22 protein-coding genes and 1 pseudogene are annotated in these 21,949 nt (G+C 60.3%); 6 read left to right on the top strand and 17 right to left on the bottom strand.

The genetic code is table 11. The annotated features are described in order from the left end of the window. Positions 1-10 precede the first annotated feature (10 nt). Complete coding sequence (locus tag FB598_RS06335) at positions 11-1,057, bottom strand: glycosyltransferase family 4 protein (protein ID WP_141913972.1); 1,047 nt, start codon at positions 1,055-1,057, stop codon at positions 11-13. A gap of 277 nt (positions 1,058-1,334) precedes the next feature. Here FB598_RS06335 and glmU point away from each other — a divergent pair, with 277 nt between their 5' ends. Then, positions 1,335-2,693 carry a bifunctional UDP-N-acetylglucosamine diphosphorylase/glucosamine-1-phosphate N-acetyltransferase GlmU gene (glmU, locus tag FB598_RS06330; RefSeq protein ID WP_141913973.1) on the top strand — a complete coding sequence of 453 codons (1,359 nt, stop codon included), beginning with the start codon at positions 1,335-1,337 and terminating at the stop codon, positions 2,691-2,693. 94 nt (positions 2,694-2,787) lie between these two features. Here the strand turns inward: glmU and FB598_RS06325 are convergent, their stop codons facing one another. Further along, positions 2,788-3,267 (bottom strand): Lrp/AsnC family transcriptional regulator, encoded by a 480-nt coding sequence (locus FB598_RS06325; protein WP_141913974.1) that lies wholly within the window; start codon positions 3,265-3,267, stop codon positions 2,788-2,790. 194 nt (positions 3,268-3,461) lie between these two features. On the opposite strand from FB598_RS06325, the gene glmS reads away from it, so the two are divergent. Beyond that, complete coding sequence (gene glmS, locus FB598_RS06320) at positions 3,462-5,279, top strand: glutamine--fructose-6-phosphate transaminase (isomerizing) (RefSeq protein WP_141913975.1); 1,818 nt, start codon at positions 3,462-3,464, stop codon at positions 5,277-5,279. A gap of 66 nt (positions 5,280-5,345) precedes the next feature. Here glmS and FB598_RS06315 read toward each other — a convergent pair whose 3' ends face one another. The 9 genes from FB598_RS06315 to FB598_RS06275 form a co-directional block, all read right to left on the bottom strand. After that, positions 5,346-5,768 carry a cupin domain-containing protein gene (locus FB598_RS06315; RefSeq protein ID WP_370454657.1) on the bottom strand — a complete coding sequence of 141 codons (423 nt, stop codon included), beginning with the start codon at positions 5,766-5,768 and terminating at the stop codon, positions 5,346-5,348. Positions 5,769-5,869: 101 nt separating this feature from the next. Next, positions 5,870-6,430 carry a carboxymuconolactone decarboxylase family protein gene (locus FB598_RS06310; protein WP_141913977.1) on the bottom strand — a complete coding sequence of 187 codons (561 nt, stop codon included), beginning with the start codon at positions 6,428-6,430 and terminating at the stop codon, positions 5,870-5,872. A 38-nt stretch (positions 6,431-6,468) separates the two neighbouring features. Continuing rightward, positions 6,469-7,383, bottom strand: a complete 915-nt coding sequence (locus tag FB598_RS06305) for a VOC family protein (protein ID WP_141913978.1) — start codon at positions 7,381-7,383, stop codon at positions 6,469-6,471. 68 nt (positions 7,384-7,451) lie between these two features. After that, positions 7,452-8,297, bottom strand: a complete 846-nt coding sequence (locus tag FB598_RS06300) for a fumarylacetoacetate hydrolase family protein (protein ID WP_141913979.1) — start codon at positions 8,295-8,297, stop codon at positions 7,452-7,454. Between the two features lie 21 nt (positions 8,298-8,318). Beyond that, positions 8,319-9,344, bottom strand: coding sequence for an alpha/beta hydrolase (locus FB598_RS06295; RefSeq protein ID WP_141913980.1), 1,026 nt, complete (start codon positions 9,342-9,344; stop codon positions 8,319-8,321). Beyond that, positions 9,341-10,678, bottom strand: coding sequence for an amidohydrolase family protein (locus FB598_RS06290; RefSeq protein WP_141913981.1), 1,338 nt, complete (start codon positions 10,676-10,678; stop codon positions 9,341-9,343). The genes FB598_RS06295 and FB598_RS06290 overlap by 4 nt, the downstream gene beginning before the upstream one ends. Beyond that, a complete protein-coding gene (locus tag FB598_RS06285; RefSeq protein ID WP_370454645.1) occupies positions 10,678-12,135 on the bottom strand; it encodes an FAD-dependent monooxygenase in 1,458 nt (485 codons plus the stop codon). The genes FB598_RS06290 and FB598_RS06285 overlap by 1 nt, the downstream gene beginning before the upstream one ends. Positions 12,136-12,236: 101 nt before the next feature. Next, positions 12,237-13,304, bottom strand: a complete 1,068-nt coding sequence (locus FB598_RS06280; RefSeq protein ID WP_255515734.1) for a porin — start codon at positions 13,302-13,304, stop codon at positions 12,237-12,239. Between the two features lie 26 nt (positions 13,305-13,330). Further along, positions 13,331-14,608: an MFS transporter gene (locus tag FB598_RS06275; RefSeq protein WP_141913983.1), complete on the bottom strand. Its 1,278-nt coding sequence runs from the start codon at positions 14,606-14,608 to the stop codon at positions 13,331-13,333. 203 nt (positions 14,609-14,811) lie between these two features. On the opposite strand from FB598_RS06275, the gene FB598_RS06270 reads away from it, so the two are divergent. Then, on the top strand, positions 14,812-15,810 hold the full coding sequence (locus tag FB598_RS06270; RefSeq protein ID WP_141913984.1) for a LysR family transcriptional regulator: 999 nt from the start codon (positions 14,812-14,814) through the stop codon (positions 15,808-15,810). Between the two features lie 126 nt (positions 15,811-15,936). On the opposite strand, the gene FB598_RS06265 is transcribed toward FB598_RS06270, so the two are convergent. After that, positions 15,937-16,932, bottom strand: a complete 996-nt coding sequence (locus FB598_RS06265) for an alpha/beta fold hydrolase (protein ID WP_255515733.1) — start codon at positions 16,930-16,932, stop codon at positions 15,937-15,939. Positions 16,933-17,025: 93 nt separating this feature from the next. On the opposite strand from FB598_RS06265, the gene FB598_RS06260 reads away from it, so the two are divergent. Then, positions 17,026-17,445 carry an Rrf2 family transcriptional regulator gene (locus tag FB598_RS06260; protein WP_141913985.1) on the top strand — a complete coding sequence of 140 codons (420 nt, stop codon included), beginning with the start codon at positions 17,026-17,028 and terminating at the stop codon, positions 17,443-17,445. A 432-nt stretch (positions 17,446-17,877) separates the two neighbouring features. On the opposite strand, the gene FB598_RS06255 is transcribed toward FB598_RS06260, so the two are convergent. The 5 genes from FB598_RS06255 to FB598_RS06235 form a co-directional block, all read right to left on the bottom strand. Continuing rightward, positions 17,878-18,174: a hypothetical protein gene (locus FB598_RS06255; protein ID WP_141913986.1), complete on the bottom strand. Its 297-nt coding sequence runs from the start codon at positions 18,172-18,174 to the stop codon at positions 17,878-17,880. Between the two features lie 162 nt (positions 18,175-18,336). Next, entirely contained in the window at positions 18,337-18,516 is a 180-nt protein-coding gene (locus tag FB598_RS06250; protein ID WP_141913987.1) for a hypothetical protein, read from the bottom strand. Positions 18,517-18,696: 180 nt separating this feature from the next. Then, entirely contained in the window at positions 18,697-19,038 is a 342-nt protein-coding gene (locus tag FB598_RS06245) for a hypothetical protein (protein WP_141913988.1), read from the bottom strand. Between the two features lie 11 nt (positions 19,039-19,049). Further along, the gene (locus FB598_RS06240; protein ID WP_141913989.1) at positions 19,050-19,910 is read right to left on the bottom strand and encodes an SDR family oxidoreductase; all 861 of its coding nucleotides are present in this window, start codon (positions 19,908-19,910) and stop codon (positions 19,050-19,052) included. A gap of 202 nt (positions 19,911-20,112) precedes the next feature. Next, positions 20,113-20,484, bottom strand: coding sequence for an alpha/beta hydrolase (locus tag FB598_RS06235; protein WP_255463849.1), 372 nt, complete (start codon positions 20,482-20,484; stop codon positions 20,113-20,115). Between the two features lie 113 nt (positions 20,485-20,597). Here FB598_RS06235 and FB598_RS06230 point away from each other — a divergent pair. Together FB598_RS06230 and FB598_RS06225 are read left to right on the top strand one after the other, a co-directional pair. After that, positions 20,598-21,284: pseudogene (locus tag FB598_RS06230) on the top strand (LysR substrate-binding domain-containing protein); the annotation flags it as partial. Positions 21,285-21,452: 168 nt separating this feature from the next. Next, the gene (locus tag FB598_RS06225; protein WP_141913991.1) at positions 21,453-21,926 is read left to right on the top strand and encodes a cyclophilin-like fold protein; all 474 of its coding nucleotides are present in this window, start codon (positions 21,453-21,455) and stop codon (positions 21,924-21,926) included. Positions 21,927-21,949: the final 23 nt, after the last annotated feature.

Here is a 21,949-nt window from a genome sequence, read left to right as displayed (position 1 = left end):
GGGAGAGGACTCAATAACCTAAACTCTTAATCTCCGCCTGCGCCTGCGCTCGATAGATAATGCGCTCGAACTCATCGGCCCAGTCGCTGGCCAGGCGACCGAGCAGCAGGCTCTTGCCGGCGCGGGAGACACTGCGGCGCACCTCGTCGCTGGTCAGCAACATGCGCAGGTTGGAAGACAGCATTTCGATGTTGCCCACCGGGTGCATCAACGCATTGACGCCATTGCGCAGGCCAATATGCCGGTAGGTTTCCAAATCGGACAGGCAGACCGGCACCTCGAGCTCGAAAGCCTCCCAGATCGTCAGCGGCTGCGACTCGGAATTGCTGGCCAGCACGTAAGCATCGGCCGAGGCCAGGTAGCGCAGGGTCTCTTCGTTGGGAAGCTCGCCCATGAACCGGTAGAGATTGGGGAACGCTTCGGCCAGGCGCCTGGCGCCATCGCTCATCTGCAAGTACTTGCCGATGAAAAGCACTTCGACGCTGTCGCGCAACGCCTCATCCATGGCGTTGACCGCCATGATGACGTCCTCCATGCGCTTGCGTTGCTCGATGGTGCCGATGCAGACGATGCGCTTCTTGTCTTTCGACTTGGGAGCGAGGTCTTCCTGCCGGTAAATGGCATCGTTCCAGAACGGCAGCACATGGGTGGCGGCCGGACTGTCGAACAGGAAACTGCCGTAGACGATGCGCTGGAATTCGGTCTGGAAAACGATATGCGAAGCCTTCTTGAAACCGGCTGCCATTTGCGGGTAGTGCACTAGCAGATCGCGCCCGATTTCTGCCTCATGGATCCACCAGACTACCGGGCAACGCGACGCCAGGTCGGCGACCGCCGCTCCCGACAAGATGCAGTTGGAGACGATCACGTCGGCGCTATCGATGTTCTTGACGATGGGAATGCCCAAGGCTTCGAACTTCTTGCGCACATCTCCCTGGCCGTCGATACGCGGCATGACGTATACCTCGTGGTGCTGCACCAGCCGTTCTGCCAGGCGCAACATTGCGATGCTCGCGCCGGTGGTATAAAACTCGTCGTTCAACAATAAGATCTTCATTGACTGCTTCCATGGATATCCCGGTCTTGCCGGGATCCGTTATCGTTATCTTGATGCTATTGCAACCCGGCCGCCGGAATGATGCCGCGCCGCAACTGAATGCGTCTCCCAGTGCGTCAGACGCATTCAGTGCAGAGTGCCATCATAATTGCCGCCCAGCCACGCAAAGGGTCGAGCACATGCGGAAATGACCTTCAACTTTGCATTTGGACAAGGCCCGGAACAAGGCCTGCATGCTAGACTTCCGGCTTTCGTTCCGCTCGCTACAAGCTCTTACATGAACATCGTCATCCTCGCCGCAGGCATGGGCAAACGCATGCAGTCGGCCCTGCCCAAAGTCTTGCATCCGCTCGCCGGGAAGCCGCTCCTGGGCCACGTCATCGACACCGCCCGCTCGCTCTCGCCCCGGCAACTGTGCGTGGTTTACGGCCACGGCGGCGATGCGGTGCCCAAGGCGTTCGCGGATGCCGGCCTGTCGTTCGCCAAACAAGAACCGCAATTGGGCACCGGCCACGCAGTGATGCAAGCCCTGCCGCACATCGAAGACGATGCGCCGACCCTGGTCCTCTACGGCGACGTGCCGCTGACCACGTCGGCTTCCCTGCAGCGCCTGCTGGACGCGGCCGGCAACGACAAGCTGGGCGTACTGACCATTACCCTGGACGACCCGACCGGTTACGGTCGCATCGTGCGCGAGAACGGCCGGATCACCAGCATCGTCGAGCAAAAGGATGCCAGCCAAGCCCAGCGCGCCATCCGCGAGATCAATACCGGCATCATCGCCGCGCCCACCGCCCGGCTGCGCAAGTGGCTGGCCGCGCTGTCCAACCAGAACGCCCAGGGCGAATATTATTTGACTGACATCATCGCCCTGGCGGTGGCCGATGGCGTCGAGGTGGTCTCGGCCCAGCCCGACGATGTGGCCGAAACGCTGGGCGTCAACAGCAAGGCGCAACTGGCAGAACTGGAACGCGTGCACCAGCGCAATATCGCCAACCGGCTGCTGGAGCAAGGGGTGACGCTGGCCGACCCGGCGCGCATCGATGTCCGCGGCGAGCTCACCTGCGGCCGCGATGTCGCCATCGACGTCAACTGCGTATTCGAAGGCCGCGTCAGCATCGCCGAAGGCGCGGCCATCGGCGCCAATTGCGTGATCAAGAACGCCAGCATCGGCGCCTGCGCCAACATCAAGCCCTTCACCCACATCGAAGGCGCGACCGTCGGCGCCGGCGCCCAGGTCGGCCCGTACGCGCGCCTGCGCCCCGGCACCGAACTGGAGCAGGATGTCCACGTGGGCAACTTCGTCGAGGTCAAGAACAGCATCGTCGGCATCGGCAGCAAGGCCAACCACCTGGCCTACGTGGGCGATGCCGATGTCGGCAGCGGCGTCAACATCGGCGCCGGCGTGATCACCTGCAATTACGACGGCGCCAACAAATTCCGCACCGTCATCGAAGACGACGCCTTCATCGGCAGCGATTCGCAACTGGTGGCGCCGGTGCGCGTCGGAAAGGGTGCCACGCTGGGCGCCGGCACCACGCTGACCAAGGATGCCCCGGCCGGCCAGCTCACGCTGTCGCGCGCCAAGCAGCTCTCGCTGCCGGGCTGGCAGCGTCCGGTGAAAATCAAGAAATAATCATCCCGGCAAACAGCGCCGAAAAACAAAAAGGACCGGCTCCGTGACTGCACAACACGCGGGCCGGTCCTTTTTATATTGATCCCACTCCTGCCTATTCCTTCTGCACATCGATCGGCACCGCCGTCTCGAATTTGCTGCGCAATACAGAGAAATAGCTGCGCACGTTGCGCACGTTCTTTTGCGAAGCGAACAAGCGATGCGCCAGCGCATGATAGGCCGGCATGTCGGCCACCAGCACCACCAGCACGAAATCCGGGCCGGGCGACACCCGATAGCACTGCTGCACCGCCGGCTCATCGGCCACCAGCGACTCAAACGATTGCTGCTCTTCATCCCCCTGGCGATCCAGCGTGATTTCAACGATGGCGGTCAAGGTCGATGCCAGCTTGTCCGTATCTAGCAAGGCCACCTGGCGCGCGATCACGCCCGCCTCGGTCAGCCGCCTGACCCGGCGCAGGCAAGTCGGCGGCGACGCGTGCACCGACGCCGCCAACTGATGGTTGGTCTGGCTGGCATCGCTTTGCAGCGCCTTCAAGATACGGCGATCCAGGTCGTCGAGTTCGAGTTTCATCCGGCACCTTGCTTGCAATGAAGTTGTTCGAGCAATTAAATATGAAACATAATTTCATATTAATTAAATATGTTTACGTTAATTCCAACATAAATCCTAATGGCAATAATAGTTCATATTTAAATTATTTTAGAAATCTTATTTCATACCCCCTCGCCTAATATGGCCTCACATTTCTTCCAGCGAGGTTCATCATGTGCGGCATCGTCGGCGCGGTTGCGCAACAAAACGTCACTCCCATCCTGCTCGAGGGCTTAAAGCGCCTCGAATACCGCGGCTACGACTCCTGCGGCGTCGCGCTGTACGTGGACGGCAAGCTGCAGCGCTCGCGCAGCACCTCACGCGTCGCCGAACTGCAAAAGCAGATCGAACAGACCGGCCTGGCCGGCTTCACCGGCATCGCCCACACGCGCTGGGCCACCCACGGCGCCCCGGCCACACACAACGCCCATCCGCACTTCTCGCGCGATCGCATCGCGCTGGTCCACAACGGCATCATCGAAAACCACGACGAACTGCGCGCCGAGCTGCAAGCCGCCGGCTACACGTTCGAGAGCCAGACCGACACCGAGGTCATCGCCCACCTGATCGACCACATGTACGACGGCGACCTGTTCGCCACCGTGCAACAGGCCGTGCGCCGCCTGACCGGCGCCTACGCCATCGCCGTGTTCTCGTCCGACGAACCGCACCGCGTGGTCGCTGCCCGCCAAGGCTCGCCGCTGATCGTCGGCCTGGGCGAAGGCCAGAACTTCGTCGCCTCCGACGCCATGGCGCTGGCCGGCACCACCGACCAGATCATCTACCTGGAAGAAGGCGACGTGGTCGACCTGCAATTGCAAAAAGTCTGGATCGTCGACGCCGCCGGCCGCTCGGCCGAACGCGAAGTGCGTACGGTGCAAGCCTTCAGCAGCGCGGTCGAACTCGGCCCCTACCAGCACTACATGCAAAAGGAAATTTTCGAGCAACCGCGCGCCATCGCCGACACGCTCGAAGGCGTGGCCGGCATCATGCCCGAACTGTTCGGCGACAAGGCCTACAAGATCTTCAAGGAAGTCGACTCGGTCCTGATCCTGGCCTGCGGCACCAGCTACTACGCCGGCCTCACCGCCAAGTACTGGCTGGAATCGATCGCCAGGATCCCGGTCAACGTCGAGATCGCCAGCGAATACCGCTACCGCGACAGCGTGCCCAACCCGAAATCGCTGGTCGTCACCATTTCGCAAAGCGGCGAAACCGCCGACACCCTGGCCGCGCTCAAGCATGCGCGCAGCCTCGGCATGCCGCACACGCTGACCATCTGCAACGTCGCCACCAGCGCCATGGTGCGAGAATGCGAACTGGCCTACATCACGCGCGCCGGCGTCGAAGTCGGCGTCGCCTCGACCAAGGCCTTCACCACCCAACTGGTGGCCCTGCTGCTGCTCACGCTGTCGCTGGCGCAAACCCGCGGCCTGCTGACGCAAGAGCAGGAAGAAGCCCACCTCAAGGCCATGCGCCACCTGCCTGCCGCGCTGCAAAGCGTACTGGCGCTCGAACCCAGCATCGTCGCCTGGGCCGAAACCTTCGCCCGCCGCGAAAACGCCCTCTTCCTCGGCCGCGGCCTGCACTACCCGATCGCGCTGGAAGGCGCCCTGAAGCTCAAGGAAATCACCTACATCCACGCCGAAGCCTACGCCGCCGGCGAACTCAAGCACGGCCCGCTGGCGCTGGTAACCGACCAGATGCCGGTAGTCACCATCGCCCCCAACGACGCGCTGGTGGAAAAACTGAAATCGAACATGCAGGAAGTGCGCGCCCGTGGCGGCCAGCTCTACGTGTTCGCCGACAGCGATTCGCACATCCACTCAAGCGAAGGCCTGCACGTGATCCGCATGCCGGAGCACTATGGGGTGTTGTCGCCGATCCTGCACGTGGTGCCGTTGCAGTTGCTGGCTTATCACACGGCGTTGGCGCGTGGCACCGATGTGGATAAGCCGCGGAATTTGGCTAAGTCGGTGACGGTGGAATAAAAATGCCCCGGGAAGTCCTCTGGGCAGAACCTCCGCTGGCAGCAGAGGAGATGAAACTGTTCAGCCTTATGCCCAGGGCGCGGGTTCCGGCACTGCACATGGCTCCGCTACCCCGATGCTGGCGAAGTCGGCCGGGCCGACCACTTCCAGGTACTCCATATCGGGCGAGTAGTCGAACAGGAAGTGGCGGATACCCGGCGCCTGATGCACGCAGTCGCCAGCGCTGACGAGCGTTTCCTTGTCTTCGTACATGAACTTCGCCCAGCCCTTCAGCATGTAGACGATGTGGAACTCCGCCTCGTGCACGTGCCATCCGGTGCCAGCCTCAGGAGCCGCATTTGCGCGCACCAGTTGGGCGATGACCTTTCCTTGGGTGGCCTCGGCGACGCCCAGGTCCCGATAGACGAAAAAATCCCGCAGGCCCCCCTCAACGAACTGAGTGTCACCAGGCTTCACGTGCGTGAATTTCGTCTGCAAACTCGTATCCATCATTTCTACCGCCTCCGTTAGTTCAGAAATCTGCTAAAGCGGATAACGGGATCAGGCCAGTCATCCGCTCGAAAAAGGACTGGCCCGGTTGCAGCGGACCATTACGGGGTATCTGGGAACGGCAGCTCGACTTGCCCGTCCGCCCTGACGTCAAATACGTTCAGGCTCATCGCCACCAAGGTGTAGTACCCCAGCAGCCCCACCAGATTCACCACCGTCTTGACGCCGAAACTGGTGACCGCCTCGTGATAGATCTCGTCGGACACCCGTCTCTTCTGGTACAGGTCCTCTACGAATCGCCAAATCAAGGCTTCGTCGCCGTTATCGAACTTGGGCGGCTTATCCTGCCGGAGGTCTTCGAGCACTTCTGGCTTGAGCCCGGCATCAACGCCTATCGGGTAGTGGATATACCACTCGGCTTGCGACTTCCACTTGGCCGCCGTGCACAGGATGGCGAGCTCGGAGAGCCGCAGAGACAATCCCGTGCCGTAGCGGCAGAACGCCCCCAGCTCCTGCGCACGGCTTGCCAGCTCGGGGCTATGAATCCACGAGAGAAATGGGCCATTCAGGTTGCCGCGCGGGCCGGAGAGAATCGCATGCAATACGTCCTTCTGCTCCGGAGATGCGCTTTCAACGGAGAAATGGGGCAGTCTGGGGCTCAAGTTGTTCATCCTTAAAGTGATGTGCGCTCAATACTGGCTCATGCCTCGGTATTGAAGATGAAATTCTCCGGCACGCCGGGCCCCCACAGATACAGGGAGTCCTCCGGCGGGAAGTCGCCGGCCGGCCATGGCTTGCCTGCGGACACATAGTCGATGTCGGCCGAAAACTCGCAGAAGGAACCCCAAGGATCCTCTACATAGTGGAAGTAATTGGAGCCGAGTACATGGCGCCCGGTGCCCCAGCCCTTCACATACCCAGCAGCAGCCATCTGGGCGGCGCCGGCACCCACCGCATTGACGTCTGGTACGTCCCAGGATGAGTGATGCCAGCCTCGCGCGCTGCTCTTGGCGAAAGCCACTAGGTGATGGTCGCAGCCATGGGGAGCATGCATGAAGGCGATGATATCGCGGGACTTGTCCGAAAGGCGCAGTCCCAGGGCGCGCTCATAGAAAGCCACCGAGCCAAGGACATCCGGCGTGAACAGCAGCACGTGCGAGAGCCGGGTGGGCTTCACTGTCACCGCCTCAGCGCGTGTGCATGCCCCGCGCTTGTCCGCCGGCGTGCTCTCGCTCGTCCTGGTCGGTTTCTCATCCAGCGTGGTCTTGGGGCCGACACGTACCTGAATCCGGTTGCCATCCGGGTCGCGGAACCAGAACGAGGGCTCGTCACCCTGCGAAATGGCCGATACCTGAGTCGCCCCCGCCTCCACCACCTGGCTATGCAACCGGAAGATATCTTCCTGGTAGGCGTTGAAGGTCAGATAATCCAGATGCTTCCGGTCGCCCGGCACGAGCCGCGCCCAGCGGTGGCCATCGGCGGCGAACACGTTCAGGCCACCTTCCGGACTCGTGTTCTCCTTGATATCCAGCCCGAAGGTGGAGAAAAACGTCCTGGCCTGGTTCAAATCTGGTACTGCCAGCGCGAAATGGTCAATCGAATGGATGGCTGTCACGACATATCTCCTAAACGCCACGGGCCTCACGATGCGTTGCCGGAGGCCCGTTTTACTTCCGGGACTACTTAGCGTGCTTCGTCCATGATGACGTTGCGCAGCGTGCCAATACCCTCGACGCGGACCTCGCACACGTCACCGGCCTTCATCAGCAGCTTCGGCGAGCGCGCCCAGCCGATACCCGACGGTGTGCCGGTGACAATCACGTCACCCGGTTCCAGGGTAATAGCCTGGCTGACGATGCTGATAACGGTTGCGATATCGAAGACCATCTCGTCGGTACTGGCCGACTGGACCACTTCCCCGTTCAGGATGGTTTCCAGGCGCAGGCCCTTGGCGCCGGCCGGCAGCTCGTCGGCGGTGACCAGGTCTGGGCCAAAGGCGCCGGTACCGTCGAAGTTCTTGCCGACGGTCCATTGCGGGGTCTTGAACTGGTACTCGCGCACGGAACCGTCGTTGAAGAGGCTGTATCCGGCCACATGCTCCAGAGCGTCAGCGGGCGCGATGTGGCGACCGCCCTTGCCAATCACGGCGGCAATCTCACCTTCGAAATCGAGGCCTTCGCTGTCCTTCACCGCTGGGCGAATCATCGGTTGCGCATGCGCAACCAGGCTGGTATTCACGCGGAAGAACAGCGTGGGGTAATCCGGCTGGACGAAGTTGCTCTCCTTGGTGTGGTCGGCATAGTTCAGGCCGACGCAGATGATTTTCGGCGGACGGGACAGCGGCGGCAGATAGGTAACGTCCTGTTCCGCCACGACCACGCCTTCCTTGAAGGTCCCGCCGTAGTTCTTGAGGCTGACACCACGCGCCAGGAGGTCTTCCAGAGATTCCTCACCGATGATGCGAATTCCCTTGCTTTCGCGAACACCGAGGGCCTTTTTGCCTTGATACAAAACCGATACGTAACGCATTACAGAACTCCTAAGAAAAAATCAGCTGAAAGTAGCGGCGCTGCATCCCGCGCCCTCACTGGAATAGGCCTCAATCCAGCGAGAGAAAGACTGGCAAATCTGGTCATTGGCAAGGCGCGCCCCGGCCGACGCTTCGAACATGCCGAAGAAGAGGTGAAACATGCTGTCGAAGTCGAGCACCTTCACCGGGACTCCGTTTTGGGCCAGCTTGTCGGCATACGCCAGGCCTTCTGGCCGTAACGGGTCGTGGCCGGCGACCGCAATGAGCGCCGGCGGCGAACTTTCCAGGGCCGTCGCGCGCAGCGGCGACGGAGGGAATTCCGTGGACTGGGTCATGTTCTCGCCCATGTACAGGCGGGAAATGTCGCGCAAATCGTTCGGCTTGAGCATCGGATAGTCGATGCCACGGGCCTCAATTTCCGACACATCCCGGGCCATATCAATGCCAGGGACCACCAGCAGCTGGGCCACAAGGCTCCTTGGAGACTCACGGGAAACCAGAATTGCGGCGGACGTTGCCAGGTTGGCGCCGGCGCTTTCGCCAGCAACGGCCACACGGAGCGGGTCGCCACCGAGCGTTTCCACGTTCTTCAAGGCCCAGCGAGTAGCCGCCAGGGCGTCATCGTGCGCGGCCGGAAAAGGATGTTCGGGCGCCAGCCGGTAATCCGCGGACACCACGACGGCGCCGGTATCACGGCACAGCTTGCGCACGATGTCGTCCATGAGCTCAACGCTGCCCAGGACAAAGCCGCCACCATGGAAGAACACGACGGTTGGGATCCGCCCCTGGAAAGCCAAGGGCCGATACACACGGACAGGAACCTCGATAAGCTGGCCATTGACCTCGTCCGATGCCACGACATCCTCCGTCGAGAGCACCTCAGGCAAGGTCTTACCCGCCCTTGCGCGCTCGATTGCCTGGCGCAGGCGGCCCCGGGCCTGCTCTGGCGTGCCTGAAAACGGCGGAGGAATGCCGACCTCGGCCACCTTGCGGACGATTTCCGCCAGTTGAGGATCCAACTCTTTTGCTGAATTGGTCGACGTCATTGCAGCCCCAGAACGAACTTCTGCGAGCTCACAGCGCGGTCGCGCACCTGATCGAGGTCCACGGACAGCAGCTTGCCGCCCTTCTTGACCGCGCGGCCGGCCACGTACACCGAATCCACGTTACCGGGGTGGGCGGCCAGGACGATGGCTCCCACTGCATCCGAGACCGGCGCCAGATTGATGTCGTCGGTACGAATCATGACGATGTCAGCCTGCTTGCCAGGAGTCAGGGAGCCGATTTTGCTCTCCATGCCGGTCGCCTGCGCGCCCGACAGGGTTGCGAACTCCAGCACGTCGCGCATCGTCATCGTCTCCGGTGCACCCTTTGCCTTGGAGTGGCCGCCGCCCATCCAGGAACGGTAATAGGCGAATGCATGCCGCATCTGGGTAAACATGTCGCCGGCGCACTTCGTTTCGGTGTCGCCGCTCAGGCTGGGGCGAATGCCGGCCGCCAGCAGGCGGTCGAACGGGATGTCGCCGATACCTTGGGCGTTCAGCTCGCAGTGCACCCCGAGGGATGCGGTGACGCCAGCATCAGCCATCATCGAAATCTCGTCGTCGTGGGAGCAGCAGCAATGGACGAAGGTCAAATCCGCGCCGAGGACGCCCGCTTCATGCATCTGCGCGATGGCGCGCACCTTGGCGTTCCGTGCATAGGCGCCCATGTGGATGCTGGAGCGAATACCGAGCTCTCGGGCCAGGCGCAGGTCGCCGAGCCAGACATCCCGGGTGGCCATTTCAGGGCCACGGCCGGCCATGGCCAGGGTGACCAACTGGTCGTCGGACGAGAAGAACTGCTGGCGCAGGCGACGGATGTCTTCCAGGTGTCCGCGCTGGCTGTTGAACATCCAGGATGCGCCTTCGACCAGCGGCCAGCCGTGGGCGAAGATGGCGCGCATGCCAGAGTCCTGCAGGGCGATGACCGCGGCATCCGTGTGCTCAGGGCTATTCTGGATGTGCGACCAGTCCAGCATCGTGGTGATGCCGGAGTCCAAGGCCGACACCGCGCCCAGCAACGTGCCGATATACACGTCTTCCGGCCGATACGCCGCGCCCTTCGCTCCCAACATCTCCGCGAAGTAGATTTGCGGGTCGATATCAGCGTAGCGGTGGCGAACGCAGGTCTGCCAGGTGTGGCGATGGGTATCCACAAAGCCTGGGATGACAATCATCCCGGAGGCATCAACCAGTTCGGCGTCCGCCACTTCCAGGTTGGGCGCAACCTCGACGATTTTGTCGCCGTCGACCAGGATATCGGCCGAACGGTGGTCACCCACCTTCGGGTCCATGCTGACGACCCAGCCGCCCTTCAAAAGCTTCCGCTGCGTTTGCATCAGAGACTCCCGTTAAACCATTTCGAAAGCTGGCCTTCGACTTCCCTCACCAGGCCAGTGCTGCTGCCAGCCCAGGCGATATAGCCATCCGGCCGGACCAACAGGGCCTTCACGTCACCGAGCACGTCGGGAATCTTCGCCAGGCGCGCTTGAACCACATCGATGGGGTACTTCGAGACATCGAGATCGGCGAACTGGCGGCTGAAGCCCTCCAGGTCCAACAGCAGGAACTTGCGCGAGCGCAGCAGGGACAGCATGCTGGGCGTAGAGCCATCCAGCAGCGTCAGCAGGATGTCCGGACAGCGCAACCCTTCCGCCGGGTGCGCCCCTTCAGCGCGGGGATACGGAGTTTCCAGGCCGCACAGCTCCAGCACCAGCTTCTTCTGGACATCCGGCAGCGGGATGATGTGCTCCTGCATGCGGCGCTTCAGGACAACGGCGTCCTCGGAGAAGTTGAACTGCAGCGCACATTGCGCCTTCACGCTCTCCAGCAGTCGTTCCATGACCGGCATGCGCTCGGAATGGTAGGTATCCAGGGTATCGGCTTTGGCGAGACCCTTCACCACGTTGGCCAGCTTCCAGCCCAGGTTGAAGGCGTCCTGCAGGCAGAAGTTCATGCCCACGCCGCTGGCCGGGTAGTGAATGCGGGCCGATTCACCGACCAGGAACACACGTCCCTGGCGAAGCTGCTTGACGCTACGCATCTGGTCATCGAAGCGCGACGCCCAGCGATAGGAGGCAATCCCGTAGTCGGTGCCATGCACGTCGCGCAGGCACTGGAGCACCTCGGGCAGCTCGACTGGCTCCTCCTTGGGGGCATGGCGCCGGTCGCGGTGGACGATGTTGAAGCGGGTGATGCCCTCGCCGAACGTGTAGCCGCGAATCCAGCCCATCTCGTTGTCGACGTTGATACGGCCGCCCGGCCACGGTGCTTCCAGGTGTGCATCCACGACAATGCCGCGGAAGGTGCCGGAGTGACCGTCGAAGTCCATGCCCAGCTTCGTGCGGACGGCACTGCGGCCGCCGTCAGCGCCCACCACATAACGGGCACGGATCTCCCTCTCTTCACCGGCAGACGAGCGCACCAGAACCGTGACGCCCTCAGCGTCCTGACGAAGGTCGATGAGCTCGCTGTCCGAGACGACCTCGGCGCCGCACTCCTTGGCCCATTCCCAGAGAATTTCCTCGGTATGGTTCTGGGGCAGACCCAGCGTGAAGCCGAAGCGCGAATCCAGGTACTTCCAGTCGATGGGATGGAACCCCGACCAGATGTGCGACGGCCTGAACGGATACGGAGCGATTTGCTTCGTCTTGTTGATGAAGCGGTCTGCTATACCGCGTGCATCGAACAACTCGAGCACACGAGGAAGGATGGTTCCTGCGCGCGACTGGACGCCTGCGGTGCGCCTCTCCACTACCAGGGTTTTCACGCCGGCGCCTGCGAGTTCACCCGCCATTGTTAAACCCGAGGGCCCTGCCCCGACTACGACCACATCCCACTGCATTTTCACTCTCCGTATGAACGAGTTGAACGAAACAACAAACTGCTTAACCGGGGTCAGAAGACATGAGTAACACCGACCTCAAACACGACCTGCCTGCTCGTCGAAGCGATAGGCTGGAACCGCATGGCCGCGACCTGCCCCTGGCCTGCTGCCTGGAAGACGCTCAGAGCGTAGAGGCTGGTGCGCTTCGACAGGGCGTAATCGGCGTGTGCATGCACCACGTTCCACTTGTAGTTCTCCAGCTTCGTGTAGGCGTAGCCGCCGCCAAGGCGCAGGGCCGTTGTGACATATTTATAGGCGCCGACGTCGATGGTCTGGGCCTTTGCTGAAATTCCCAGCGCGGACAGCTTGGTGTAGCTGTAGTTGCCCATCAGGCGCCATCCTGCGTTGGAATACACAACACCAGTGCTCGCCGTGTTCTGGTTCTGTGCCACCTTGGTGGTGGGGTTCTTCACCAAGTCGATGCCATACAGCGTCGGCACGCCCAGGGAGCTGCGCGGCGAGTAAGGGACGTCATGCACCGTCTCCCACACCACCAAGAATTGCCACGGATTGGAGGTGTAGCTGGCGCTGAAACCCATCGTATTGCCGTTGTTGGTGGTCGATGTCGGGGTTCCATAGCCATATTGGGCGCCAAACTGGAAACCCTTCATCTCCGGCGACTTGTACTTGACCAGGCTGTTGAGCGGATTGCCGACCGTGCGGTCCAGGTTGCCCGGGTGCGTCGCAAGGTTCGAGGTGAAGCGCTCGGACGTGTACGGAACCAGGTCGGCCAGCAAGTCGTACTGGTTGCCCAGTGTTACGGTGCCGTAGTCACGCGAGCTCAGGCCCACGAAGGTCTCGAAGGGGCTGAAGCCGCCGGTATCGAGTTGTACATAGTTGGCCCATTTGAAGATGGCCGATGCGCCGCCCCCCAAGTCTTCACGGCCGGTAAATGCGATGAACGGGACAGCATGGGTATTGCCTTGCTGCATGCGGGCGCCGCCATTGGGGTAGCTTGCGTTATTTGTGTATAAAACGCCCGCACCCAACACACCTGAAATCGTCACGTTCTCTGTCTGGGCTTGTGCCGACGCAGCGACAAGCATCACTGCTCCTGCCAATAAAGTCTTCTTCAACACGTCATGTCTCCCTGTTTTTTATGTAATCAGGCGGCCGAATTCTGATGCTCGGCTTTGATTCCGCCTGTGAACCTGCGCTGCACAACAAAAACCAGTCTCATCGCCGCCAGGCAGGCAATACATCCAGCTGTAACGAACACTGTGGCCATCGCATAGGGCAGCGCATGCTCGCTACCGCCGTAGACGTAGCGTCCAACCAGGGCAATCAGCGTCGGGGAGAAGCCTTGGCCGACCAGGCCGTTGAGGAAGAGCACCACCGCCATCACCAGGCCAACTGATGTGGCCGGCACCGTACGTGCGATGACCACGGAAGTGACTGACATGAAGGTCCAGGAGCTCAGGACGACGAAGCAGTTGATGGTCCAGAACCACTGCAGGCTGGAAGACAAGACCAGCGCGGTCGGCATGATGGTCATCGCCAGACTCGATACCAGGCCGACAGACATGATTCGAGCGAGCGGATTATTGGCATTCTTCTTCTGCATCGCGATACCGGCCAGCCAGAGACCCAGGGGGCCGGCGGTCAGCATGATGATGCCCTGCGAAAGACCAAACGTACGCATCTCCAGCATGAACTTGCGACCCGCCATTGCAGGCAACCAAGCCGCCATGCCGAAGGTGACAATTGCGTTGGCGACGACGAACAGCAGGATGGGGATGAAGAACGCGCGATTCGCCCAGAGATAGTCCGGCAGTGATGAAGCTCGCGCATTCGAGGCAGCCAGCTCCGCCGGTGCCGCAGCAGACCGGCCCGGGTCGCGATTCAAGAACACGGTCATGGCCAGCGGCAAGCCCACGGCGCCAATCAAGAACAACGTGAACTGCCAAGAGGTGACGTGACCCAGAACCGGGATATACGTCCATCCGGCATTATGAACAGCGGCTAGCAGCGGCCCGCCAAGAACCAAGGACAGGCCTGTCCCCAGCATCAGGGCCATTGTGTAAATAGAGAGTGCGCGTGCCCGGCGGTCTTCATCGACACCATCACGAATGAGCGAGTACGACGAGGGCGGGATGAGCGCTTCAGCTCCGCCGACAATCACACGGGCCGCCACGAGGCCGAAGAAGCTGGCTGCCACCGCATTCGCCGACAAGGCCAAGGACCAAATAATGACGCCGGCCGCAATGACTACACGGCGGTTCCACTTATCCGCCATCCAACCAGCCGGTATGCCAACAGCGATGTTGGCGATTGCAAATGCTGCACCAATCAGGAAACTGATTTCGACGTCGCTGACGCCGTAGGTCTTTTGAATCGGCGCGACCATCAAAACCAGAATGTTTTTGTCGAGCTGCGCCAGCATGCTCAGTATCGTCAGGGTGGCGACCAGCCCCCACTGTCCGAACCTCGAACGTGGCGTTCCATTTTGAACAATCACCGTCTCTCTCCAGTTGTAGTTGAATGTCGACGGTTGTTCTTCACCGCTTGAATGGATTATAGGTTTGGCATTACATTTGTGAAATTGATTGTCTAAATCCGAAACATTTACAGCATAAATATCTTGCCATGCGATTCAATAAACTCGATTTGAACCAGTTGGTTGTCCTGGACGCGCTGCTATCTACCCGCAGCGTAAGCAAGTCTTCGGAGCGTCTGTTCCTTAGCCAGCCCGCCACCAGCTGCGCCCTTGCGAGACTTCGCGAGTATTTTGAGGATGACCTACTCGTGTCTGTCGGGAAGACAAATGCGCTCACACCGCTGGGCTCCAGCCTCATCAAGCCCGTGCGAGACGTGCTTTTGCAGGTACAAACAATCACCCGCGCGCGGCCGTCGTTCGACCCGTCGACGTCGACTCGCAAATTCACTATCGAATCGTCCGACTACGTCATCAATGTTTTCCTGTCGGAGGTGATTAGGCGCGCGTCAGTGGTGGCGCCGATGATGGAGTTCGACCTGCGGTCAATCAATCCACAGACACCGGACAATCTGGAGAATGGAGATGCTGAGATTCTTATCATTCCGCACTATGCGATTGTCCAGGGGCATCCCAAAGAAGAGCTGTTCGAAGACAAATTCTCTTGCTTAGTCTGTGCGAATGGGGCGTTTAAAGACAAAGAAGAATTGACGACTGAGGAATACTTCGACGCGAATCACATCAGCGTGGAATGGGGTGGTGGCCGAAGAATCACGTTCGATACGCGTGTCATTGCAGCCGGCAACAAGCACAGGAAACAAACGGTGGTTGCACCGAGTTTCTCCCTCGTTCCAGAACTACTCATCGGGACAGATTTGATTGCAACTCTTCCGCACAGACTAGCTGCGAAGATTACGAGGCAGTTTCCGTTGAAACTATTGCCCTGTCCTACAGAAATCCCTCACTTCACGGAAAACGTTCAGTGGCACAAGTTTCGAGACAATGACCCGTCGGTCCTGTGGTTGCGGCAACTGTTCCAGGAAACGGCCGCCAGCATCAAGGAGCGCGACTCGGCGCCAATAAAATCCTCGAGCAAACGTTCCGTGAAAACACCGGGTGCACGAACTGGCGCCGCCAAAAAGGCCCGCTAAACCTTCCTGCATCCGTTGGAAACGAACCATTCATTTTCCGTAGCCATCAGCGCCTTTCCGATAGACGAGCAATCTTCGCATCGATACCCAGAGCGTTTTAGTTCGGAGCCTGACTGGAAATCTTTGCTACGCCTGCCTGACCTCCAACTCATTAGCAAAGTCGATGATCATCTTGGACAAAATGGCTGGTCGTTCCTGTGGAATCCAATGACCGCATTCTGGAATGACATGCGCACCACGCAAATCTGGCACCAGTTCCGGCATCGACGCGATTATTTCTCTCATGCCGGGGATGCTCAACCCTGTGTCCCTCTCACCAACCAGGTATAGCGTCGGCACAACAACGACGGCATCCGAGTAAGCTGCCTCTTGTTCCCAGTTCCTATCCAGGTTCCGGTAGTAATTTAGTCCTCCTCGGAAGCCACTTCTTCCAAACGCCTGTGCATAGACGTCGATGTCTTCCTGGCTCATCCAAGGCGGTAGTGGGTTGGGAACCGGAAGAGTTGCGAGCAGGCCCGCCTTCCGGTTCACCATTCCAAATGGATTTGGCGTTCCATCCCCCTCTTTGCGCGGCCCAGCCTCACCTGAGGCTGCGTACAGTATCTTGAGCACGGATTCGGCAACGTTTTCTTCGAATTCCTGTTCTGCGGTTCCAACACCCTGGAAGTAAAGCGCATAGAGTTCTAACTCTTCTGTGCGCGGGAAAAACGTCGTCGGCGGTACAGGTGCCCGCCGCATCATGGGCACGCCAAGGGCTACCAAGCCGCGGAAACGACGCGGAAATCTCAATGCCGCTTGCCAAGCCACGCTAGCCCCCCAGTCGTTACCAACGATCAGGGCATCCTCAACCTCCATGGAATCAAGCAGTCCGACTATATCGCCCACCAAATGCTCCATCGAGAATTCCTCGACGCTACCAGGACTATCAGTCCTCCCATATCCGCGCATATCCGGTGCGACCACCTTGTAACCGGCTTCGGCCAGGGGCCCCATCTGGTGCCGCCATGAATATGATGTCTCAGGAAATCCATGGCAAAGCAATATCACAGGCCCCTGTCCCTGCTCAGAGACATGCATGTTGATGCCGTTCACAGCAACCAATCGGCTTTGGATAGCTTTCACGATAGAATCTCCGGACATGAAATACGCGTAACATCATAAGTTACACATATTTCCCGGTCAACCCCACCAATCGTTGTTCATGGAAAGTCGTAGATGCGCACTGACACGCGTTTGTCCCGCATGTTGCACGTTCTGGTTCATATGCATTTACTCGGCGGCAGGGAAACGTCGGAAACCATTGCGCTCATGCTGAACACGAATCCGGTGGTCGTCAGAAGAACGATGGCATGCTTGAAGAGCCACGGCATTGTCCAATCGGAAGGCGGGAAAGGCGGCGGTTGGATCCTCGCCAAGCCAGCCGAGCATGTGTCACTACTGGACGTGCAAAATGCACTGAGCACAGAAAATATCTTCGCAATTGGACCATCGTCGGACCATCCCCAATGCCCGGTCGAGGCTGCGGTCAATTCGGCCGTAGGCGGAGCACTGCAACAAGCGCATGAACGATTCAGCGAAGCTATGCGCGGCACCACACTGGCTGATTTAGCCAGCACCATCGCGCAACCTCGATAGGTCTCAATGTTCGTGACGGAGCGTTTGCCAAGGTTGTCGGGGAAAAGCCCGTGGATAGCACGGATGCCCAATCCTGCAAGGCAGCCCAGGCGGCTTCAGGCAGAACTTGCCAATTATCTGAGCACGCATAAACGACTCGCCTGCAATGGACGTCCAGCCGGCGCCAGGGTGAATGGTCGATATCGGCCTTCGCCATTGGCTTATCACGAGGTCATTTTCAACGCGTCGATTACCAGAGCCAGTGCTGGCGACTGTTGACGCCGGTTCGCAAAGTACAGATTAGGTGAAGAATACTTAAAGAGGATATTAGCCAGGCTAATCAATCCTTGGCGCTGGCGGCATGAGATCGGCGGTTCTATCACGAGCAAAATCTGCTCGTGATAGCTACCCGCGATCGATGGAAGGTAACGCTGGGGAATCGGCCAAGCCCGTTTATTTCGCGCTTTCCGGCCGCGACGAGTTTTCTGCCGGCGTTCCCGAGGAGTGGACAGGCGCCGGGCTATCCGGCGCCGCCCGCTTCGATGCGCCTGGCGCGGCGGCGCCTCCGCGCATCGGTTTCTTCTGCTGCGCAGCCTTTTTCCCGTTGCCTGCCGGTGGCTCCTGCGTGCCGGGGTTCCCGGTGGCGGCGCGATTATCGCCGGTGGGACCCGGCTGGCTAAACGGTTGGGCGCTGACCGCAGCCGCGGCCAGCGATAACGCCATTGAAAGAACGATCTGTTGAGTTTTCATTCATTTTTCCATTGTAATCGTTGGGATTCGAGGCCGCCGTCCCTGAAAAAGGATGCGACGGATATGACAGCCTCCCTTCAGGAACGCTCGTCATCATGGCCGCCTCAGGCCAGCCTGTTGACGAAGCAACGGCCGCCTTTTGCCGTTGAGGCGGTCAGCGCATCACTTGGTGTTCTTGTGACTTTGCTGCCCGGCCTTCACGTGCTGCTCATGCGTGCCGCCCTGGGAAGAGCCGGCCGACCTGGCGCCGCCGCTGCCCGCCCCCGGCGAGTTCTTGTGGCTTTGCTGTCCTGCCTTGACGTGCTGTTCGTGGCTGCCACCACGGGTATGTTCACTAGACATTTGCATATCTCCTTGGTCGGTTGAAAAACTCGGACGCGCATCGGCGCTCCGAACATCCAGCCTAACGAAGTCGCCGCCACGCGGCTATCGGCCCAGCACGCCATTCCTGGTGAGCATTTTCCGACAATGAAGTCGGCGCGGCTTGATGAGGGCCGGGCCTGCGCGGCAGCGACCGGCGCATCACGCCATCGCCTCGCAGCTTTCCGCACAGCGGCGGCAGGCGTACTCGCACTCTTCCATGTCGATCTTGCCCGCGCAGCGGCGCTCGCATTCGCGGCAGACCTGCGCGCACACGGCGCATATCTGGCGGCGATATGGCGAGCCCGACAGTTGCCAGTTGGCCGACAGCTGGCACAGCTCGGCGCATTCGAACAGCACGCGGACATCGTCCAGGTTCATTTCCTGCGCCGCAGCCGGGCTCATGTCGAACGCGGTTTTGCGGCAGACCTCGTGGCAATGCCAACAGGCCTCCCGGCAAGAATCGGCTTCGCCTTCCGGCAACGGTTGATTGCGGGTGAGCATGATGCGTCCTCCTAACTGTTGATGATCTCGCCGCCGTTGGGGTGCAGCACTTGCCCGGTCATGTAGGAAGCGCCCTCGCTGGCGAGAAAGACGTAGGCCGGCGCCACCTCGTCCGGTTGGCCGGGGCGGCCCAGCGGCACGTTCTTGCCGAACTGTTCAACCTCTTCGGCAGTGAAACTGGATGGGATCAGCGGCGTCCAGATCGGTCCCGGCGCGACTGCGTTGACATGGATGCCGGCCTGCGCCAGCTGCTGTGACAGCGAACGCGTAAACGAGACGATCGCTCCCTTGGTCGCCGAGTAATCGATCAGGTGCTTGCTGCCGCGATAGGCGGTGACCGAGGCGGTATTGATGATGCGCGCGCCGCGCGTGAGGTAAGGCAGCGCCTCCTTGACCATGTAGAACATCGAAAAGACATTGGTGCGGAAGGTGTGCTCCAGCTGCTCGCCGGAGATATCTTCGATGGTGGCCGCCGGATACTGCTGGGCAGCGTTGTTGACCAGCACGTCGAGACGGCCATAGGCATCGATCGTAGACTGCACGGCCTGCCGGCAGAAGGCCGGGGAAGCGATGTCGCCCGGCAGCAGCAGGCAGGGCGCGCCCATCGCCTGCACCTCGTCGCAGGTACGGTGCGCATCCTCGTGCTCATCGAGATAGACGATGGCCAACCTGGCGCCCTCCTGCGCGAAGGCCAGCGCGACGGCGCGCCCGATGCCGCTGTCGCCGCCGGAAACCAGCGCGACTTTTCCGGCCAGGCGCCGCGCCGGGCGGGCAGCCGGCCCGGATGCCGGCTGCGGTTCCATCAGCTGCTCGCTGCCGGGCTGACGATCCTGGTGCTGGGGTGGAATGGATTCTGTCTCATGGGTATTCATGTCGACCTCCGTGCATGGCTGAATCGCCATGTTAGGCGACAGCATTTCAGAGGTATGTCAGAAACTGGCCTGACTTGCGCCAGCGAACTCCCGATTTTTGACAGCCGGATGAATGAAGATGAGCTGCTTTAGATGAGCTGTTTCCAGGGTTCACCGGGCGGCGCTACATTGCCCGGATTACCCGGATTGCCTCATGCGCGCTTCATTTCAAGCTTGAACGGAAGAAGGACGCCAGTTTGTCGAAGGGAATGAGATCGGTGCGGTCGTAGAGATCCACGTGCCCCGCGCCTTTGACCCAATAGAGCTCTTTGGGCTGTCCGGCCAGGCGATATGCTTCCTCGCTGAACTCCTTCGAATGCGCCTGGTCGCCGGCAATGAACAGCATCGGGCGCGGCGAGATCGTCTCGATATCGTTGAAGGGGTAGAAGTTCATGAACTTCACGTTGCTCGTCAGCGTCGGATGCGTGGTGACCTCGGGAGTCGAGGTCGCCGGCGTGAATTCGCCGCGAGGCGTGCGATAGAAGTCATAGAACTCGCGCTGGATCGGGTGGGTATCCGCATCAAGCCGATGCACCGTGCCGCTGGTATACCTGGTCGCGCCGCCGGTGAACTCGGCATATCGCTGCCGGGCCGCCTCGGCGATGATCTGCTGGCGCTGTTGCAGCGTTTGCGAGTGGTTCAGCGCATAATCGCTTTGACGAGATCGAGGCCGAACTGGACGCGTTGACCGCCATGCGCGAGAAGCCCGGCGGTACGGTGCGCATCACTTCCGGAGACGGCATTATTGAGCGCATTCTGCTTCCCAAGCTCACGCCGCTGCTGCGGGAGTACCCGGACATCAAGTTCGAGTTCGACATGAGCTATGCGTTTCGAGACATCGTCGCCGACCGCTTTGACGCCGGCGTGCGCTGGGGCAAGACGATCGACAAGGACATGATCGCCATTCCGATTGGCCCGCCGCTGAGGATGGTCGTCGCTGCATCGCCCGCTTACTTCGAACAACACCCGGTTCCCAAACATCCCGACGACCTGATGTCCCACAACTGCATCAATCAGCGCATGCCTACCTCGGGAGGGCTCTATGTCTGGGACTTCGAGAAGCGCGGCAAGAAGATCAATGTGCGGGTGGACGGCACCTTGATCTTCAATACGGCGCCGCCGCAGATTGATGCGGCATTGGCCGGCCTGGGCATACTGCTGTTGCCGGAGGACGATTTGGCCGCTCACCTGGAATCGGGACGGTTGGTCAGAGTGCTCGAAGACTGGTGCCCCAGATTTGAGGGCTATCACCTGTACTATCCGAGCCGGCGGCAGCCGTCGCCGGCATTTGCGTTGGTCGTCAATGCGCTTCGCTATGAGAGCCGCCGACATTGATGCGCGGCGATATGCATGGCGAGATGCGTGACAATGCCTGGGCAATGCGAGGACAGCAAGCCCGATTAATTAATGTGGCTTATGGGAGCAAGTAGCCATCGATCGGTATTCTGATTTGCCCATTGCTGAAACAATGAACCGTGGAAAGCAAAGCATCTCAACCCTAATATGTCCAAGAACCGTTCTTCCTTTCGCATGCCGGCGCTCATGACGGCATGCGTATTGACCGCTCCAGCCATTGCTGAAGCGTCTTCCGATCCTCTACAGCAAACTGCGACCACAATGACTGGCACCATTCAGATCCGCATTACGACCAATGACGCTGTGCTTACCGCAGAGTTGGAATCCAGCGCCGCCGCGCAGGATTTCGCGGCAATGCTCCCCCTATCTGTCGAACTGACCGATTACAACCGCACGGAAAAGATCGCCCAACTGCCCAGAGGGCTTTCAACAGCCGGCTCTCCCGAGGGATTCACTCCTAAGGCAGGAGATATCGCCTTCTATGCCCCTTGGGGAAACCTGGCGATTTTCTACAAGGGATTCGGCTATTCAAAGGGACTGGTCAAGCTGGGCAGGATTCAGGGCGATGCGGGCATGCTGGGGAAAATGGCGCCGCAGCAAGCGCGGATAGAACGCAAATAGCGCGCCGGGCGCCATGACTGGTC

Origin of the sequence: Herbaspirillum sp. SJZ106, from assembly GCF_006715495.1 — a bacterium.
Lineage (GTDB): Bacteria > Pseudomonadota > Gammaproteobacteria > Burkholderiales > Burkholderiaceae_D > Herbaspirillum.
Note: the sequence above shows the minus strand (reverse complement) of the source record. Positions and strands in the feature narration are given on the sequence as shown.

Bases quoted from the DNA above. Each gene is read 5' to 3' on its own strand.
- FB598_RS06275 (WP_141913983.1), bottom strand. From the start codon at position 14,608: ATGCTGGCGCAGCTCGACAAAAACATTCTGGTTTTGATGGTCGCGCCG.
- FB598_RS06255 (WP_141913986.1), bottom strand. From the start codon at position 18,174: ATGAAAACTCAACAGATCGTTCTTTCAATGGCGTTATCGCTGGCCGCG.
- FB598_RS06270 (WP_141913984.1), top strand. From the start codon at position 14,812: ATGCGATTCAATAAACTCGATTTGAACCAGTTGGTTGTCCTGGACGCG.
- FB598_RS06295 (WP_141913980.1), bottom strand. From the start codon at position 9,344: ATGACGTCGACCAATTCAGCAAAAGAGTTGGATCCTCAACTGGCGGAA.
- FB598_RS06225 (WP_141913991.1), top strand. From the start codon at position 21,453: ATGTCCAAGAACCGTTCTTCCTTTCGCATGCCGGCGCTCATGACGGCA.
- FB598_RS06315 (WP_370454657.1), bottom strand. From the start codon at position 5,768: ATGGATACGAGTTTGCAGACGAAATTCACGCACGTGAAGCCTGGTGAC.
- FB598_RS06245 (WP_141913988.1), bottom strand. From the start codon at position 19,038: ATGCTCACCCGCAATCAACCGTTGCCGGAAGGCGAAGCCGATTCTTGC.
- FB598_RS06260 (WP_141913985.1), top strand. From the start codon at position 17,026: ATGCGCACTGACACGCGTTTGTCCCGCATGTTGCACGTTCTGGTTCAT.
- FB598_RS06240 (WP_141913989.1), bottom strand. From the start codon at position 19,910: ATGAATACCCATGAGACAGAATCCATTCCACCCCAGCACCAGGATCGT.
- glmU (WP_141913973.1), top strand. From the start codon at position 1,335: ATGAACATCGTCATCCTCGCCGCAGGCATGGGCAAACGCATGCAGTCG.
- FB598_RS06285 (WP_370454645.1), bottom strand. From the start codon at position 12,135: ATGGCGGGTGAACTCGCAGGCGCCGGCGTGAAAACCCTGGTAGTGGAG.
- FB598_RS06335 (WP_141913972.1), bottom strand. From the start codon at position 1,057: ATGAAGATCTTATTGTTGAACGACGAGTTTTATACCACCGGCGCGAGC.
- glmS (WP_141913975.1), top strand. From the start codon at position 3,462: ATGTGCGGCATCGTCGGCGCGGTTGCGCAACAAAACGTCACTCCCATC.
- FB598_RS06250 (WP_141913987.1), bottom strand. From the start codon at position 18,516: ATGTCTAGTGAACATACCCGTGGTGGCAGCCACGAACAGCACGTCAAG.
- FB598_RS06325 (WP_141913974.1), bottom strand. From the start codon at position 3,267: ATGAAACTCGAACTCGACGACCTGGATCGCCGTATCTTGAAGGCGCTG.
- FB598_RS06290 (WP_141913981.1), bottom strand. From the start codon at position 10,678: ATGCAAACGCAGCGGAAGCTTTTGAAGGGCGGCTGGGTCGTCAGCATG.
- FB598_RS06300 (WP_141913979.1), bottom strand. From the start codon at position 8,297: ATGCGTTACGTATCGGTTTTGTATCAAGGCAAAAAGGCCCTCGGTGTT.